General features: G+C 70.2%; 15 protein-coding genes. 6 read left to right on the top strand and 9 right to left on the bottom strand.

Going from position 1 to position 16,222, the window contains the following annotated elements:
• The first annotated feature begins 122 nt into the window (after positions 1-122).
• On the top strand, positions 123-788 hold the full coding sequence (locus IEY70_RS13745; protein WP_229777922.1) for a hypothetical protein: 666 nt from the start codon (positions 123-125) through the stop codon (positions 786-788).
• Between the two features lie 75 nt (positions 789-863).
• Here the strand turns inward: IEY70_RS13745 and IEY70_RS13750 are convergent, their stop codons facing one another.
• Both IEY70_RS13750 and IEY70_RS13755 read right to left on the bottom strand, forming a co-directional pair.
• The gene (locus IEY70_RS13750; protein WP_055362277.1) at positions 864-1,331 is read right to left on the bottom strand and encodes an Rrf2 family transcriptional regulator; all 468 of its coding nucleotides are present in this window, start codon (positions 1,329-1,331) and stop codon (positions 864-866) included.
• A gap of 82 nt (positions 1,332-1,413) precedes the next feature.
• Positions 1,414-2,274: a DUF1028 domain-containing protein gene (locus IEY70_RS13755; RefSeq protein ID WP_189065600.1), complete on the bottom strand. Its 861-nt coding sequence runs from the start codon at positions 2,272-2,274 to the stop codon at positions 1,414-1,416.
• An 84-nt stretch (positions 2,275-2,358) separates the two neighbouring features.
• Between IEY70_RS13755 and pyrF the strand changes: the two genes are divergently transcribed.
• Positions 2,359-3,159: an orotidine-5'-phosphate decarboxylase gene (gene pyrF, locus IEY70_RS13760; RefSeq protein WP_189065601.1), complete on the top strand. Its 801-nt coding sequence runs from the start codon at positions 2,359-2,361 to the stop codon at positions 3,157-3,159.
• A gap of 42 nt (positions 3,160-3,201) precedes the next feature.
• Here pyrF and IEY70_RS13765 read toward each other — a convergent pair whose 3' ends face one another.
• From IEY70_RS13765 to proB, 4 genes are all read right to left on the bottom strand, one after another.
• The gene (locus tag IEY70_RS13765; protein ID WP_189065602.1) at positions 3,202-3,978 is read right to left on the bottom strand and encodes a hypothetical protein; all 777 of its coding nucleotides are present in this window, start codon (positions 3,976-3,978) and stop codon (positions 3,202-3,204) included.
• A 57-nt stretch (positions 3,979-4,035) separates the two neighbouring features.
• Complete coding sequence (locus IEY70_RS13770; RefSeq protein ID WP_229777923.1) at positions 4,036-4,935, bottom strand: DMT family transporter; 900 nt, start codon at positions 4,933-4,935, stop codon at positions 4,036-4,038.
• The gene (locus IEY70_RS13775; RefSeq protein WP_229777924.1) at positions 4,932-5,693 is read right to left on the bottom strand and encodes a glucodextranase DOMON-like domain-containing protein; all 762 of its coding nucleotides are present in this window, start codon (positions 5,691-5,693) and stop codon (positions 4,932-4,934) included. Before IEY70_RS13775 ends, IEY70_RS13770 begins: the two co-directional genes overlap by 4 nt.
• Positions 5,694-5,756: 63 nt before the next feature.
• Entirely contained in the window at positions 5,757-6,848 is a 1,092-nt protein-coding gene (proB, locus tag IEY70_RS13780; RefSeq protein WP_189065603.1) for a glutamate 5-kinase, read from the bottom strand.
• Positions 6,849-6,960: 112 nt separating this feature from the next.
• Between proB and IEY70_RS13785 the strand changes: the two genes are divergently transcribed.
• On the top strand, positions 6,961-7,665 hold the full coding sequence (locus IEY70_RS13785; RefSeq protein ID WP_189065604.1) for a hypothetical protein: 705 nt from the start codon (positions 6,961-6,963) through the stop codon (positions 7,663-7,665).
• A 333-nt stretch (positions 7,666-7,998) separates the two neighbouring features.
• Here the strand turns inward: IEY70_RS13785 and IEY70_RS13790 are convergent, their stop codons facing one another.
• On the bottom strand, positions 7,999-8,655 hold the full coding sequence (locus IEY70_RS13790; RefSeq protein ID WP_189065605.1) for a TetR/AcrR family transcriptional regulator: 657 nt from the start codon (positions 8,653-8,655) through the stop codon (positions 7,999-8,001).
• 319 nt (positions 8,656-8,974) lie between these two features.
• Between IEY70_RS13790 and IEY70_RS13795 the strand changes: the two genes are divergently transcribed.
• Complete coding sequence (locus IEY70_RS13795) at positions 8,975-9,913, top strand: bifunctional 5,10-methylenetetrahydrofolate dehydrogenase/5,10-methenyltetrahydrofolate cyclohydrolase (protein WP_189065606.1); 939 nt, start codon at positions 8,975-8,977, stop codon at positions 9,911-9,913.
• Positions 9,910-11,004 (top strand): glycosyltransferase family 4 protein, encoded by a 1,095-nt coding sequence (locus IEY70_RS13800; protein ID WP_189065607.1) that lies wholly within the window; start codon positions 9,910-9,912, stop codon positions 11,002-11,004. Before IEY70_RS13795 ends, IEY70_RS13800 begins: the two co-directional genes overlap by 4 nt.
• A 58-nt stretch (positions 11,005-11,062) precedes the next feature.
• Here IEY70_RS13800 and IEY70_RS13805 read toward each other — a convergent pair whose 3' ends face one another.
• Positions 11,063-12,121, bottom strand: a complete 1,059-nt coding sequence (locus tag IEY70_RS13805) for a homoserine O-acetyltransferase family protein (protein ID WP_189065608.1) — start codon at positions 12,119-12,121, stop codon at positions 11,063-11,065.
• Positions 12,118-13,488: an O-acetylhomoserine aminocarboxypropyltransferase/cysteine synthase family protein gene (locus IEY70_RS13810; RefSeq protein ID WP_189065609.1), complete on the bottom strand. Its 1,371-nt coding sequence runs from the start codon at positions 13,486-13,488 to the stop codon at positions 12,118-12,120. The genes IEY70_RS13805 and IEY70_RS13810 overlap by 4 nt, the downstream gene beginning before the upstream one ends.
• A gap of 511 nt (positions 13,489-13,999) precedes the next feature.
• On the opposite strand from IEY70_RS13810, the gene IEY70_RS13815 reads away from it, so the two are divergent.
• Positions 14,000-16,069 carry a zinc metalloprotease gene (locus IEY70_RS13815; RefSeq protein ID WP_189065610.1) on the top strand — a complete coding sequence of 690 codons (2,070 nt, stop codon included), beginning with the start codon at positions 14,000-14,002 and terminating at the stop codon, positions 16,067-16,069.
• The last annotated feature ends 153 nt before the right edge of the window (positions 16,070-16,222 follow it).

The following is a 16,222-nucleotide window of genomic DNA, read 5'->3' on the forward strand; positions in this document are numbered from 1 at the left end:
CGCATGAGCCGGGACCGGCCCAGATGAGAAGGCCGCGTTCCCCGGTCCTGGGCAGGCCGCCTGAACCGAAGCTGACGGGTCTCCTCACGCCGCTCAGCGCCCCGCCCGTTACGGTGGGCCTCATGAAGCGCACCCCCTCCCCCACTCTGACGCGTCTGCTGACCGGCACGCTGACGGCCCTGACCCTGGCCGTGGGCGGCGCGCAGGCCGTCACGTTCGGCGGTCTGAACGTCACGCCGCGCGGCCCGCAGAACCTGAACCTCGAAACCGGCGCGACCGACCTGCCGCAGGGCGGCACCGCCACCGACAGCCGGGGCGGCGTGAAACTCACGGCGGCGCGCATGCAGTTACAGCCGGGGCAGCGGCTGAGCGCGCAGGACGCGACCATCACGACCCGGCAGGGCGGCACCCTGAAAGCCGCTCAGGTCACGTACGACCTGAAGGCCGGAACGGTCACCGCCACCGGGAACGTCACGTACAACGACGCCCGCTTCACGGCCCTCAGCGCGCCCAGCATGACCCTGAACGTCAAGACCGGGTTCGTGACCGCGCGCGGCGGCGTGAAGGCCAGCAAACCCGCCCTGACCGGCACCGCGCTGGCCTTCGATCCCAGCACCATGCAGGCCATGCTGTCCGGCCCGTACCGCGTGAACCAGGGCACCCTGCGCGCCGACACGGCCGCCCCCGCCGGGCGCCTGTTGCTGGTCTTCAGCGCCCGCTCGGTCGTGCGCGCTACCGAAGACCCCGACAGCAGTAACCGCAACCGCTTCGAACCGTACCTGAAGTAGGTTGATGGTTGAAAGTCGATGGTTGATAGAGGGGCGTTCCTTCCATCAACCATCGACTTTCAACCTGTCACCCTCCTACGCGTTGGGTTTCAGGAGGTGGCCGAGGCAGTGGCCGTAACTGACGCCCTGCTGCGCGTCGATCACGAGGTCCTGCACGCTGAACTCCTGCAACACGCCCAGCATGGCGTCGCGCATGCGGGTGTAGATGGTGGTGCGGGCGTGGCAGCGGTCCTCCTCGGGGCAGTGTTCGTGCCAGTTGAGGCTGATGCATGACAGCGGCGCGACCGGCCCGTCGATGGCGCGCACGACCTCGCACAGGCTGATCAGCTGGGGGCGCCGCGCCAGGGCGTACCCGCCGCCGATGCCTTTCTTGCTTTTCACGACGCCCTTGGCGGTCAGGGCCGCCAGGATGCGCACCAGGTAGGGGCGGTGAACGCCGGTCGATTCGCTGATTTCCTCGCTGGACACCCAGCGGGCCGGGTCCTGGGTGCCCAGGAATCCCAGCGCCTGAAAGGCGTACACGTCGGTGGCTGAAAGCCGCATGGCAGGCAGTGTACCGCGCCGCGCCGCCCACACCGCCCCAGGGTATGGGGGAAGGGTCTATGGCTACAGGTTCAGGCCCGCATCACCCCTCGGCACCGTACCGCTGCTGGAGGTACGCCAGCGCGACGGGGTCCACCTGACCGCCGGGCACCCAGCGTTCCTCCAGGTTCTCGGTGCCGTACAGCGCCCAGGCGGCCGCCTCGGTGTCGGTGTCCCAGGGTCCGGCGGGCAGGGCGGCGGCGTACCCCTGGCGGATCAGCAGGGCGCGCAGCCAGTCCAGCTGCTCCGGCGTGAGGGGGCGGGTGGTTTCGGGGCGGGTGAACAGCAGGTCGTGCACGTCAAGCAGGCGGGCCAGTTCCGCGCAGGGGGCGGCGTGGTCGTCGGCGCGCAGGTTCACCCAGTCGTCGGTCAGGCCGCCGTAGCCGCGCCCGGGTCCGGCGCACAGCAGCACGGCCGACTGACGGCCCCGGCGGTCCCCTCCGGCCGCGTCGCCGGCCATCAGGGCGGCCAGCAGGCGGCGCGGCAGTGGCAGGTCCGTTCCGGCCTCCCAGGCGGCGCGCATGGCGGTCACGACGCCCGGCCCGGCCAGGATGTTGCCCTGGATCGCGACGTCCGGCGCGGCGTACCCGCCCGCCCAGGCGTGGCAGTCGGGGCCGGTGAAGGTGGCGCTGCCGCCGCTGGCACTCACCAGACCGAACTGCCGCTGCGCGATGCCGGGGTCGGTCGCCTGGAAGTGCGCGCTGACGGCCTGCGCGTCCAGGCCGCTGCTCAGCAGCCGCAGCCCTTCCGGGCCGAAGGTGGGGTTCACGTAACTCTGGGTGGCGACGGCGCCCACGCCGCCCTGCACGAACGGCACCAGCGCGCCCACGGCCAGGAACTTGCTGGCGACGGCCACGCCCAGGTCGCCCGTGCGGGCGTCGCGGCCCACGATGGAAAAGGTCATGCGTGTCAGGGTACCGTCTGCGCGGGGGCGTCCGGTCGGGGTGCGTGGACGGGCCGGGCGGCAGATGCGGTAGCCTCGGACCCGATGAACTTCGCGCAGGCTGTCACCGACCGAACCCGCCGCCTGAACACCCGCCTGTGCGTGGGCCTGGACCCCCGCCTGGACGGGTACCGGGACGCCGCGCACCTGCGTACCCACACGCTGGACGTGCTGGAGGCGACCGCGCCGTACGCCGCGTGCGTCAAGCCGCAACTGGCGTTCTACGAGGCGCTGGGCCTGGAAGGAATGCGCATTCTGGAGGACGTGTGCGCGGCGGCCCGCACGCTGGGCCTGCCCGTGCTGCTGGACGCCAAACGCGGCGATATCGGCAGTACCGCGCAGGCGTACGCGCAGGGCTGGCTGACCGGACGGCACGCGGGCGCGGCCCTGACCGTCAATCCCTTCCTGGGTTTCGAGACCCTGACCCCCTTTGTGGACACGGCCCGCGCCAGTGGCGGCGCGGTGTTCGTGCTCGTGAAGACCAGCAACCCCGGACAGGCGGACCTTCAGGGGCACGGTGTCAGCGAACGCGTGGCCGACGAGATCACGCGCCTGAACGCCGCCGAGGACGGCGAGTACGCCAGCGTCGGCGCGGTCGTGGGCGCCACGCACCCGCAGGACCTCGCCGCGTTCCGCGCCCGGATGCCGCGCGCCCTGCTGCTGCTGCCGGGCCTGGGCGCCCAGGGAGCCACGGCGGCGCAACTGGCCCCCGCCTTCGACGCGGGCGGCACCGGGGCGCTGGCCAGCGCCAGCCGGGGCGTGCAGTACGCACGCGGCCTGGACGTACCGGCCAGCGTGCAGGCCGCCCGCACCTTCCGCGACGAACTGAACGCCGCACTGGCTTAGGCGGGGCACGTCTGCTCGGATTGAACAGTTCTGCCCACCAACTCAACCGGAGTCCAAATCAAAGGAGGACAACGTTTCCTCAGGCAGGAGCCTGTAGCCGCCGTCCACTGCCCGGTCACCGCTTTCAAGAGGCGTTGGAATAGGCCGGAACGAGACGCCTCTCAGGCCAGCATCGCGGCACGCCTGCTTTGTTTTCCGTGTGCACAGGAGGCGGGTTGACAGGTCTTTGATCCGGAAGGCCCCTGGAAGCGTCATTTCGGGCACCGTCAACGCGAGCCGCTCAATGGCTTCACTGTCCAGGTACAGGCTGTCCGCTTCCTTCGCCCGCATGCCAGTCACTCCGATCCGTTTTCCACGGGCGTTGTATTCGCTCTTTGCGAGGATCGTCCGCTGACGGTCAAGCACGTCGCACCACTCCAGAAGCTGAACGAGGAAGAAGGTGTCCGTATAGAGGGTGGGGTCGGTGATGACAGTCTGCGTCCTTTCGCCGTCCTGTGGTGCGACGACCTGATCCTGGACGGATAGGTCGTAGATCCTGGTGGGATGAAGGCGATAGGGAAATTCGCCAGTAGAGAGCAGTACCATCAGCATCCGCATGGACATCAGCGGCAGGATCCCCTGATCGAGATAAGGGAAGTCCACCTGCTGCAAGCGTGCCAGTTCACCGATAAATTCCACGGGGGTGGGTGCCCTGGAGGTGTAGTCAATGGTGGGGTTCGTGAAGGTGGCATCACCCCAGTGAGGGAAGCGAATCAACCTGGCGTCCCACTGACCGCTCTCTGTCACCTGTCTGAGGTCGTTCTCGATCTGGTAGATCATGCGACGCCTTCCTCGTTGCCCTTCTAGGGGACTACCTGGCTGATTTTCGCCACCCTCCTACTCGACGGGCGGGTGCTTCTCGGCGGGTTGCAGGCTGAGCAGCAGGGCGGCCCCGATGACCAGGGCCGCGCCCAGCAGGGCCAGCGGCGCGGGACGCTCTGCGAACAGCAGGGCCGCCAGTCCGGCCGCCACGACGGGTTCCAGGCTGGCGATCACGCTGGCGCGCGTGGCGTTCAGGCGGCGCAGGCCCGCGCTGTACGCCAGGTACGCCAGGTACGTGCTGAAGAACGACAGGGCGATCAGGCTGCCCCAGGCGGGCGCGGTCTTGGCGCTGAACGTCACGAACGGCAGCAGGCACGCGGCCCCCACGGGCAGCGCGACGGCCAGCAGCGCGGGCGGCGCGTAGCGGTCGAAGAAGGCGCGGCCGTAGATGTAGTACAGCGAGTACGTAAACCCGGCCGTCAGGCCCAGGCCCAGCGCGGCCGGGCTGACGGTCACGCCCTGCCCGCCGCCCAGGCTGATCAGGCCGATGCCGCCCAGCGTGCCGCCGATGGCGAGGGCCTCGCGCCGGCCCAGGCGTTCGCGCCACGCCGCCCAGCCGATCAGGGCGACGAAAGCGGGCGCGGTGTACAGCAGCACGCTCGCGAGGCTCGCGCCGCCCGCCCGGACGGCCAGCTGGTAACTGCCGTAGAACACGCTGACGCCCGCCACGCCGAACGCGGCCGTGACGAGCAGGTCCCGGCCGCGTGGCAGGGGCGCGCGGATCACGGCCGCATGCAGCGCGTACAGCCCCCCGGCCAGGGCGGCGCGCCAGAACGCGACTTCCAGCGGGGCGATCCCGGCCGCCTGCGCCTGCTTGCCCAGGATGCCCAGCAGGCCCCACAGGACGGCGGCGGTCAGGATCAGCAGCGGCGCGGGAATCAGGGCGCGGGGGGCGGCGGCCGCCTGGACGTTCACGACGGGCGGGCCAGTCGGCGCCAGACCAGCGTGGTGGCGATCACGGTGATCAGCAGGCCCGCGCCGCCCAGCACGATCAGGGCGATGCTGACCCAGTCGCGCGTTTCACCCACGGCGGCCAGCGTGTCGTTCGTGAACGCCTGCGTGTCCCCGGCGGGGGCGAGCACGTCGACCGGGGTGGGCGCGCCGCTCCGTCCGGCCTGCAACGCGGTGGGCCGGGTGTCCTGCCCCGGTTTCAGGATGCCGCTGGCGGACAGGGGCGTGTACACGCTGCTGGTCACCCAGTACCCGTAGTTCCCGGCGGGAATGGCCGCGTCGATGATCAGGCTGGTGCCCTGCACCTGCACGGTCGGTGCGGGGCGGGTGGTCAGGGTGCCCAGCGTGTTCGCCTCGTGCAGGGTGGCGCCGGTGCCCGTGACGCGCAGGTGGTACTGCCAGCCGCCCTGCTCGCGCACGCGCAGGCCCGTGTCGGCCAGGACCTGCTGCCCGCCCAGTGCGCCCTTCACGAAGATGTCCGTGACCCCGGCGCTGAAGCCGCCCGGCGCGTTCCAGGGGTTGCCCATCTGCCCGAAACTGACGGTGAAGCGCATGGTGTCGCCGCTGCTGTCGGCAGAGAAGGAACGCAGGTCGAGCATCTCGGCCGTGATGGCGGGCCGGGTGGGCAGGATGTACCCGCCGTCACCGCGCGCGTCTCCGGCGGGGTCCGCGACGGTCAACTGGGAGGCGAGCAGCGGAATGGAGAGCATGGGCAACAGCACGCACGGCAGTATAGGCGGCGCTACGGGCGCTGCGTGTGGGCCGCGTGCCTGCGCCGCACGGGTCTACAGCCGCACGAGGTCGTCGCGGTGCACGGCTTCCGGGCCGTACGTGAAGCCCAGCAGGCCCTCGATCTCGCGGGAGTGCCGCCCGGCGATGCGGGTCAGGTCCGCCGAGGCGTAGCGGGTCAGGCCGCGCGCGATCTCGTGGCCGCCGGGGTCGATCAGGCGGATGGTGTGCCCCCGCCGGAAGCTGCCCTCGACCTGCGTGATCCCGGCCGGCAGCAGGCTCCCGCCGCGCTCGCGGACGGCGCGGGCGGCCCCGTCGTCCAGCAGGACGCGCCCGGCGGCGATCTCGGCCAGGATCCAGCGTTTGCGGGCTTCCAGGCGGGTTCCGGCGGCCAGGAAGCGCGTGCCGATGGCCTCGCCGCCCACGATGCGCACCAGGGCGTCCGGGGCGTCACCGGGGGCGATCACGACGGGCGTTCCGGCGCGGGTGGCGATCTCGGCCGCCTGGATCTTGGTGTGCATGCCGCCCGTGCCGCGGTGCGATCCGGCGCCCCCGGCGCGCGCCCAGACGTCCGGGGTGACGCGTTCCACGACCGGGATCAGCGTGGCCGCGGGGTCGCTGCGCGGGTCGGCGGTGTACAGGCCGGGCGCGTCGGTCAGGATGACCAGCAGGTCCGCCTCGGTCAGGTTCGCCACGAACGCCGAGAGGGTGTCGTTGTCCCCGACCTTGATCTGCTCGAGGGCCACGGCGTCGTTCTCGTTGATGATCGGCATGACGCCCCGCGCGAGGCAGGCGTCCAGGGTGGTGCGGGCATTCAGGTAGCGGGTGCGGTCCCGGAAGTCGTCGGCGGTCAGCAGGACCTGCGCGACCGGCAGGCCGTACAGGTCCGCCAGTTGCGCGTACGTGTGCATCAGGCGGCCCTGCCCGACGGCGGCCAGCAGTTGCTTCTCGGCCAGGGTGCGGTCGCGCGGTGGGAAGCCCAGCGCCTCCCAGCCGGCCAGGACGGCGCCGCTGGTGACCAGCACGGCCTCGTGCCCGGCGGCGCGCACGGCGGCCAGGCCGCGCATCAGGTCCACCAGTCGGGGGCGGTGCAGGCGGTCCGTGCCGGCGGTCAGGACGCTGGTGCCGAGTTTCAGTACTACGCGCATACCAGCGCAGGATACGCGCCGCGCCGGGCGGCACTGCCCGCGCACAGGCAGACAGGAACGCGCAGGCAGGAACGCCCGGTGCCCGTCAGGTTCCAGTCAGAGTGCAGGCGCTATGAACGGTGAAGTGTTCAAACGTGATCCTGTATTCAGTCTGATGATCCGCGCCGCTGCGCTGCTGGGCGCGGTCACCCTGCCGGGCGCGGCCGCGCAGGCCCTCAAGCCCGACCCGCTGGGGCCGCTGGAGGGCGTGCGGCGCTTCATGACGTCCTTTCAGCCGGCGGCGGGCGAGGCGTCCCTGCTGGCCTACGCCCGCCGCGAACGGCTGGACTGGCCCGCCACGCAGAACCTGTTCGCAGTGCAGGTGCACGACGCCCCGAACCACTACCTGGAATGGCGCGGGCACAGCGCCCTGGAGTCCGCCGGGCCGACCTTCACGACCGTGCGGGCCGCGACGTTCCTGCGCGCCGGGCAGGCGCTACTGGTCCTGAACCGCGAGTGGTGCGCGGCCGGGCAGTGTCAGGTGCGGCACGTGTTCGCGTGGCAGGGTGCGGGCGCCTGGAAGGTCGTGCCGGAAGCCAGCGTGATTCCGGCCCTGCGGGACGAGGAGTTCATCGTGGGCCGCGCGCCCGCCTGCCTGCGCGGCGTGACGCTGGGCGTGCAGTACCTTCCGGCGCGGCTGGGCACGACCCTGAACGTGCTGCCGCTCGTGCCGGACACCGCCCGGCGGGCCTGTGAGGCGGCGGGCGTGAACCTGGGCACCGCGACCCGGCCTGTCACGCTGAACTGGACCCTCTCGGTCGGTAAGTTCCGCCGCTGATCAATGGTGCGGACACTGTCCGGGTGCCAGAGGGGAACAGCATGGAACACGTCTTCTGTCACGCCATTCCTGCTCACCCCCTCCCAGCCTCCCCACTCAAGGGGGAGGGGTACACACTGCGTGTTCATCGCTGGTCTGCCCTGAAGTGATGAACCTGTCCGCATCATTGCGCTGATACGGACTGCTGTTTGTTTCCCACTCGCATCCGCTCGGATTGAATGACCTTCCCCGTTCAATCGGAGTCCGTATGAACTCCTGCCCTTCAGCGGGCGGCAGGTGCCATGAGCAGCAGCGCCAGACACATGACGTCTGGCGCTGCTGCGGAGGGGCGGGTTACTGCGCGGCGGTGTCCTGCGCGGCCAGGTGATCCACGACCGAACGCAGCGCCAGTTCGAACTCGCTCTGGAAGGTCCACTGGGCGTCCTGGGTGGGTTCGCCGGTCTGCGGGTCCAGGCCGGGCAGGGACTCGCTGAACTGCTGCCAGCCGATCGCCACGGCGTACAGGTGCCGCAGGATGCGCAGGGTGGTGGGCTGGCTGTACGGCATGTGCTCGACCAGTCGGCCCAGTTGCGCGTCGAGGTCACGGCGGAACTCGGTGGCCAGTTCGGGGCGCACGTTGCGTTCCAGCACGGTGCCCAGCAGCACCAGCAGGCGGCGCAGCGGGGTCAGGGTCTCGCTGGAGTCCAGCAGGGCGTCGCTGACCTGGGCGGGCGTGCGGGGCTGGCGTTCCTGAAGGATCTCGGCGGTGCGGGTGATCCAGGCGTTCAGGTGCTCGCTGAGCAGCGCCAGGAACAGTTCTTCCTTGGTGTCGAAGTACAGATACAGCGTGCCCTTGGCCAGCCGGGCTTCGCGCGCCACCTGGTTCATGCTCAGGTCGGCGTAGGTGGTGGTCGTCCAGAGGCGTTCGGCCGCACGCAGGATGTCGTCGCGGCGGCGGTTCTTTTCTTCCGCGCTGCGGGCGCGGGCGGGGCGGGGGGCGTCAATGACCATCTGGACAGAAGATAGGCCCGCGCTGTGGCGGACGCTGTGAAGGTCTTCACGTATCCCCCCCCAGGGGATTGGAATCCACCCGAAATGAGCCTTTTTACGTCAAAGAATGCCCGTTGGTTAAGACCACGTGTAGGGATCGGCCCGCTACCCCGCCCGGCCTCTCCGTTCCCGTTCCGGCCTCCGACCCCCCCGAACAGCACGGGCGTCCATTCAATCGGAGTCCGTATGACCGCCCGCTGCACCCACAGGCAAATCGGTATGCTGTCCCGGACACCCGCCGCCCGGCACCCCAGCTCCCCTCTCACGATCGGATTCCCAGATGCCCACACCAGATTCCCCCACCCCGGCCCACCACACCCAGGCCCACCACACTCCAGGTCACGACACCCCAGGTCACGACACGGCCACTGCGCCCACGCTCCTGACCGGCAAGGCGCTGGCCGATCAGGTCACGCGCGACGTGAAGGCCGACCTGCGCGCCTGGACCTTCCGCCCGCACCTGGTCAGCGTGCTCGCCAGCGGCGACCCGGCCTCCCGCGTGTACGTGGACAGCAAGGCCCGCCGCGCCGAACGCCTGGGCGTGCAGTTCACCGCCCGCGACCTGGGCGACACCCTGACCGACGCCGCCCTGCACGCCACGCTGGACGAACTCTCCGCCGACCCCGGCGTGCACGGCATCATGCTGGAACTCCCGCTCGCGCCGGGCCTGGACGCCGACGCCGCCCTGCTGCGACTCGCGCCCCGCAAGGACGTCGAGGGCCTCAGCCCCGCCAACCTCGCCCTGATCGCCGCCGGACGTGAAGCCGAGGCACTCCTGCCGCCCACGCCACGGTCCATCCGGTTCCTGCTGCGCGCCGCGCTGGGCGACGACCTGCGCGGCCTGAACATCGCCGTGATCGGCCCCGGACGCACCGTGGGCCGCCCCCTGACCTTCATGCTGAACAACCGGGGCGCGACCGTCACCCTCTGCAACGAACACACCCGCGACCTGGGCCGCGTACTGGCGGGCATGGACGCCATCGTGGTCGCCGTGGGCCGCGCCGGACTGCTGCGCCCGGAACACGTGCAGCCGCACCACGTCGTGATCGACGCCGGCATCAACGTGCAACCCGGCGGGGTCGTCGGGGACGCCCTGCCGGACCTGCCGGTGCGCGCGCAATCACCCGTTCCGGGCGGCGTTGGCCCACTGACCAGCGCCCTGATGTACCAGAACCTCGTGCGCGCCGTGAAACTCCAGCGCGGCGAAGCAGTCGAGTGACGCTGCCCGCGCTGCGCGTGGCGTTCCTGACCGACGCGCCACGCGTGGCGGGCAGCGAGGTCTGGCTGCTGGACGTGCTGCCCCTCCTGCCCGCGCACGGCCTGAACCCCACGGTGTTCCTGCCGCGCGGCGAGGCGCTGGATGAACTCGCCCGGCGCTTCGGGGCGGCCGGGGTGCCCGCCACGCGGTACGACGACCTGAAGACCGTCACGGCTGACCTGAACAGCTTCGACCTGCGGGCCGTGCAGGCCTGGAACCCCGGCACGTACCGCGCGCTGGACGCCCTGCACGCGCCCCGCGTGGCCGTGGTGCACGATCAGCTGGACTACCACTACCCGGCCGGACTGAAGGGCTGGTACCGGCAGGTGTACCGCGCGACCAAACTGGGTGGCCTGCGCCGCGCCGACTCGGTCGTGACCGTCTCACGGTGGGGGCAGGCCTTCTTACAGAACGAGATGAACCTGCCCCGCGTGGGCGGCCTGACGAACGGCGTGAACCCGGACCGCTACCAGCCCGCCCTGCCCGCCGAACGCGCAGCGCTGCGCGCCCGCCTGGGCTTCAGTGGCTTCACGGTCCTCGTGCCGGGCCGGTTCGCGCCGGAAAAGAACCAGCTGGCGGCCGTGCTGGCGGCCCGGCACGCCCCGCACCTGAACTTCGTGTTCGCGGGCGACATGGATTCCGGCGTGGGAAGCGCAGCCCGCACCCTGGCCCGCGCGCTGCGCCTGCGCAACGTGACGTTCCTGGGCCGCCGCTGGGACCTGCCGGACCTGTACCGCGCCGCCGACGCGCTGCTGCAACCCACCCTGGCCGAGAACCAGTCGCTGGTCACGCTGGAAGCCATGGCGTCGGGTCTGCCGGTCGTGACCACACCCATTCCCGCGCAGGCCGAACTGATCCGCGACGGCGTGGACGGCCTGCTGGTCCCGCCCGCCCCGCACCTGCTGGCCCGGGCACTGCGCGCCATGGCGGCCCACCCCGACCGCACGGCGCAGTTCGGAGTGCAGGCCCGCCAGCGCGTACTGGAGCGGCACACCCTGACCGGCACGGCGGCGCAGGTGGCGGCCCTGCTGCGCGCCTGCCTGCCGGACTGATACGGATTCCGGGCGTGGAGCTGGCAGGGTCGGACGGGCCGGAGTCAGCGCCCCCCCTTCAGCGGTTCAGGAAGGCGCTGACCAGGGTGGGCAGGGGACCGGGGTCCATCAGGAAGGCGTCGTGGCCGTGAATGGAGTCCAGTTCGCGGTAGTCGGCGCGGGGCAGCAGGGACGCGCCGGCCTGCACCTCGGCGGGTGGGTACAGGACGTCGCTGCTGATCCCGACGACCAGGGTGGGCGTCTGGATGGTACGCAGTTCCTGATCGGTGGGCTGGAAGGCGTCCATGGCGCCGGTCAGGGCCACGTAGCTGCGTTCGCAGAAGCGCGCCTGGAGTTTCTCGCCGTGGTGGTGCAGGTAACTGGTGATGGCGGGCACGCCGGGCACGCGCTGGCCGGTCTGCGTGACGGCGAAACTGTCGGGGCTGCGGTACGAGAGCATGGCGATCTGCCGGGCGACCTTCAGGCCTTCCCCGCCGGGCGCGGCGCGGATGGCGCTGCGGGCGGCGGTGTTCAGGCCGATGGCCCACGGTGAGTGGCGGGCCGGGGCGCCGATGATCACGGCGCGTTCCACGAGGTCCGGGCATTCCAGCAGCCAGGCGTAGGCGAGCATGCCGCCCATGCTGGCGCCCACGATCCGCACGCGGTTCACGCCCAGGTGTTCGAGCAGCGCGCGGCCGGTGCGGGCCATGTCGCGCAGGGTCAGGGGGGCGTCGGCGCCCGCCACGCGGGGCAGGTCGGCGGGTCCGGTCGTGCCGGCGCAGCCGCCGAGGACGTTCGCGCAGATCACGTAGTCACGCGTGGGGTCCAGGGGTTTTCCCTCCCCGAGGAAGTCCGGCCACCACTCGTGCACGGCGCTGGTGCCGGTCAGGGCGTGCAGGACGAGGGTGGCGGTGCTTTGTGGCGTGCCGTACGTGTGGTACGTGACGGTCACGTCACTGACGGGCTGTCCGCAGTCGAGCAGCAGGGGCGCGTGCCGGAACAGACGGGCGGTCTGCGCGGCGGGTGTCAGGTCAGGCTGGCCCGCCTGACATCGGTCCGTGGCGGCCGTCGCGTCGTCCGCCTCGCTGCTCGCGGGGAGCGGGAGGTGGACCTGGGCGGGGTGCGTCTGGGCGGTCACTGCACCACTCCGGGTTGCGTCACTCCGGGTTGTGCGGCTTCCGGCTGGACGGCGTCCGTTTCGGTCAGCGCGGCGGCCAGCGCCTGCGCGAAGTCCTCGCGGATGTCGTCGATGTGTTCGATGCCCACCGACACGCGCACCAGTCCGGGCGTGACGCCCGCAGCCGCCTGCGCCTCGGCGCTCAGCTGGCTGTGGGTGGTGCTGGCCGGGTGAATGACCAGCGTGCGGGTGTCCCCGACGTTCGCGACGTGCTGCGCGAGGTTCACGGCGCGGATGAATGCCTCGCCCGCCGCGCGCCCGCCACGCAGTTCGAAGGTCAGGACCGCGCCCGCCCCGCGCGGCAGGTAATGCTGCGCGCGGTCGTAGTGCGGGTGGTTGCTCAGGCCGGGGTAAGTGACGCGCGCCACGTCCGGGTGGGCCGCCAGCCACGACGCGAGCGCCAGGGTGTTCTGCGCGTGCCGCTCGGCGCGCAGGCTCAGGGTTTCCAGGCCCTGAAGGAACTGCCACGCCTGCTGCGGGGCCAGGGTGGGGCCCAGGTCGCGCAGGCCCTCGGTGCGGGCGCGGGTGATGAACGCCACGTTCGGCAGGCCCAGCGGGTTACCCTCCCCGAACGTCTCCCAGAAGTTCAGGCCGTGGTAACTGGGGCTGGCCTCGGTCATCAGGGGGTAACGGCCGTTGCCCCAGTCGAAGGTGCCGCCGTCCACGATCACGCCGCCGATGCCGTTGCCGTGCCCGCCGATCCACTTGCTGGCCGAGTGCAGCACCACGTCCGCGCCGTATTTCAGCGGCTGGCAGTAGTACCCACCGGCGCCGAAGGTGTTGTCCACGAACACCGCGACCCCCTGGGCGTGCGCGGCGGCCGCGATCGCCTCGAAATCCGGGATGTTCAGGGCCGGGTTCCCGATGGTTTCCAGGTACACGGCGCGGGTGCGGTCGTCGATCAGGGCCGTGAATTCCTCCGGGCGTTCCTCGCGGCTGGTGAAACGCACCTCGATGCCCAGGCGTTTCAGGGTCACGCGGAACTGGTTGACGGTCCCGCCGTACAGGTTCGGGCTGGACACGATGTTGTCCCCGGCCTGCGCGACGTTCGTGATCGCCAGGAACTGCGCGGCGTGCCCACTGGCGACTGCCAGCGCGCCCACGCCGCCCTCCAGCGCCGCGACCCGCTGCTCGAACACGGCGTTCGTGGGGTTCATGATGCGGCTGTAGATGTTCCCGAAGGCCCGCAGGCCGAACAGGTCGGCGGCGTGCTCGGGGGACTGGAACACGTAACTGTTCGTGGCGTAGATGGGCGTCTGCTGCGCCCCGGTGACCGGGTCCGGCTGCTGACCGGCGTGAACCTGCAACGTTTCAAACTTGTGCGCCATGACGTGCGCCTCCTTCGGTGATGAGAACCGTCGGGGCGGCGTTCCAGACGTGGAAAGCGCCCCTGCTCGTGGGTTGCGAGAAGGGGCGCTGAACCGAATCAACCGCGTGACCTTCCCTCTTGGTCCCTCCCGGCGGTCATCGTTGACCCGCGGCGGGTGGGCTGGCCTTGGCACCGTGACGCGATGAGGTCCGGTTGCCGCGCCGTCTACGAGCCAGTTCTCTCGGGCGCTCTGAAGTGGGTCGCTCCACGCAGGAGCTACCGCGCAGCCTAGCGTCCCGGGCCGCCCAGGGTCAAGGGTGCCCACCCGGTACGGGCCGCGTGCAAACCTGCTTGCAATGCGCCGCTGGCCTCCTAGAATGCCCCTTGATTCACTCAACCGGCATGCGCTTCTCATGGAGCGCCCGCCGACGCTCACCGCCCGCAGGTACTCTCTGCCGCCCGGGTCTGCCCGCGCACCTGCGTTCTCCGTACCCTTCCGGTCTGGTGCCTCACCCTTTTTCAGGAGTCTCATGAAACACACTGCCGTTGCCGCCGCCCTCCTCAGCGTCTCCCTGCTCGCCGGTTGCCGTCAGACGCCCACCACGCCTACCCCCACCACGCCCACGCCCGGCACGCAGACCGATTTCGGCGTCCTGCAGACCCTCAAGCCCGGCGTGAGTGACACCATCAACACCAAGCTGAAGGTCAACGTGGTGTTCGTGGGCTACCGCCAGACCCCTCCGGGGCAGGTGCCGACCGCGCGGCAGATCAACACCCAGGACTTCCGGGATACGCTGCCCGCCACGTACGACGCCGTGAACCGCATTCCCAGTGCGTACGGCCGCACCGAGAAGACCGGCACGTCGTTCGATTTCGATTACAACTATGTGTTCGCCGATCAGGCCTTCGAGGACGACTTCTTCAAGTTCGCAGCCGGTGCGGGCAAAAAGGCGACGCTGACCGACCAGGAAAGCTACTTCAACTGCCAGGGCGTGAACCCGGATACCGGTGACGCCGACTGCGAGGCGCCAGCCGGGAACATCACGCGCGCCATCGACCCCGACAACAACATCGTGATCGATGCGTTGCAGACCGAGAACTGGCTGGCCGACAACGGCACGCGCGTGGGCGTGAAGAACGGCGAGTACACCGTCTACATGATCAACTGGTACGACCGGCCGGACTTCAAGTTCCACAGTTACGCCCGCCTGGACGCCAAGGACACCGACACGAACACCGAGTTCGGCAAACGTGACAGCCGCCGCCTGACCGCCTGGGGCGGCAGCACCCGCGACGGCAAGGCCGCGCAGCGCGTGTGGTTCTACGACCTGTCCGCCAACCCGGACCCCTGGACCGCCGCCTACGACGTGACCAGCCCCGACGTGGACGGCGACGGCGTGCCCGACTACCGCATGCCGCCCATCTGGGAGTACGGCACCCGCAAGGCGAACATCGGGTACGGCCGCAAGGTCAGCCCGGACCTGGCGCTCGTGACCCGCTACGTGGCGATCAACCTGCTGTTCACGCCCAGCCCCATCTACCGCGCCGCGCTGACGCCCCCACAGATGCCCGATGAGATCGCGCTGGACCTGCACGTCGAGCAGGGCGCGGGCGCACCCGACCCGGCGACCGTCCTCAAACCCCAGCTGGCGCAGGAGCGCGTGCAGCCCCTCCAGCCGTTCGCGAAGTTCAACACCACCCTGAAACCCACGACGCTGGACGGTTCGTTTGCGGACGCCTACAAGTGCTTCTTCGCGACCAGCTTCGAGGACATCTGCACCTTCGACTACGCGGACATCTTCGGCGAGCCGCTGTTCCAGGCGTCGGTCAAGGAACTGCGTGAGGCGTACAAGACCACCAAACCCGGCACGTACCGCCTGCCCGTGTACCTGTTCAACGACGGCAGCAACAGCCAGGGTGGCCTGCTGGGCATCGCGTACGACGACGGCGAGACCGGCACGCAGAGCTTCGTGTACTCCTTCCTGACCCCCGAACTGAAAGAGGCCGGGTACGGCTTCACCGACACCACCGTCCACGAGATCGGCCACCACCTGAGCCTCTCTCACCCCCACGACGGCTACGACAGCGAGCAGAACGTCTCGTACGGCCCCAGCGGCGAGTTCACGTTCGTGAACCTGGGCGACCAGAGCGCCTCGATCATGTCGTACAACGACCTGTCCCGCACCTTCGGGCAGTTCAACCTGGACAGCCAGTACCGCTACCTGACCGCCGCGTACCTGAACAACGCCAACGCCGCGCTGGAAAGCGTGCGCCGCGCCCAGAAGGCCAGCGCCGTGAGCAGCACCGCCAAATCGGCCGACACGCTGTTCACGCAAGCCAAGGCCAAGTACGACGCCCTGGACTACCTGGGCGCCGCCAAACTGGCCCACGAGGGCTACCGCGCCGTGATCGACGCCGCCAATGCGGCCGGCGTGAAGGTCGAGGCGTACAAGTGGTTCGAGAACCTGAACGGCCTGGAGAACCTGAGCCTCAAACCCCAGGCCAAGGCCCGTTACAGCCGCACCTTCCTGCCGCAGCAGGGCCTCGTGATCTTCCCCGAGGAGACCGCCCACCAGCGCAAACTCCGCCTGATGAAGTAAACCCGGCGGGGTAACCCCCCAACGCCCCGAACGGCGGCCACCCCCCCAGGCGGAGGGTGGCCGCCGTTCAGGGTCGCGTCAGGTGCGCTTAGAGCATTTGTCATAAGAATGCCGATGGATGGGCGTGCCGGAACCACCCAAAGATGTTTTGAG

Origin of the sequence: Deinococcus seoulensis (assembly GCF_014648115.1) — a bacterium.
In the GTDB taxonomy this organism is placed as follows: domain Bacteria; phylum Deinococcota; class Deinococci; order Deinococcales; family Deinococcaceae; genus Deinococcus; species Deinococcus seoulensis.

Coding starts and splice junctions, on each gene's coding strand:
- IEY70_RS13745 (WP_229777922.1), top strand. CDS start 123: ATGAAGCGCACCCCCTCCCCCACTCTGACGCGTCTGCTGACCGGCACG.
- IEY70_RS13750 (WP_055362277.1), bottom strand. CDS start 1,331: ATGCGGCTTTCAGCCACCGACGTGTACGCCTTTCAGGCGCTGGGATTC.
- IEY70_RS13755 (WP_189065600.1), bottom strand. CDS start 2,274: ATGACCTTTTCCATCGTGGGCCGCGACGCCCGCACGGGCGACCTGGGC.
- pyrF (WP_189065601.1), top strand. CDS start 2,359: ATGAACTTCGCGCAGGCTGTCACCGACCGAACCCGCCGCCTGAACACC.
- IEY70_RS13765 (WP_189065602.1), bottom strand. CDS start 3,978: ATGATCTACCAGATCGAGAACGACCTCAGACAGGTGACAGAGAGCGGT.
- proB (WP_189065603.1), bottom strand. CDS start 6,848: ATGCGCGTAGTACTGAAACTCGGCACCAGCGTCCTGACCGCCGGCACG.
- IEY70_RS13785 (WP_189065604.1), top strand. CDS start 6,961: ATGAACGGTGAAGTGTTCAAACGTGATCCTGTATTCAGTCTGATGATC.
- IEY70_RS13790 (WP_189065605.1), bottom strand. CDS start 8,655: ATGGTCATTGACGCCCCCCGCCCCGCCCGCGCCCGCAGCGCGGAAGAA.
- IEY70_RS13795 (WP_189065606.1), top strand. CDS start 8,975: ATGCCCACACCAGATTCCCCCACCCCGGCCCACCACACCCAGGCCCAC.
- IEY70_RS13810 (WP_189065609.1), bottom strand. CDS start 13,488: ATGGCGCACAAGTTTGAAACGTTGCAGGTTCACGCCGGTCAGCAGCCG.
- IEY70_RS13815 (WP_189065610.1), top strand. CDS start 14,000: ATGAAACACACTGCCGTTGCCGCCGCCCTCCTCAGCGTCTCCCTGCTC.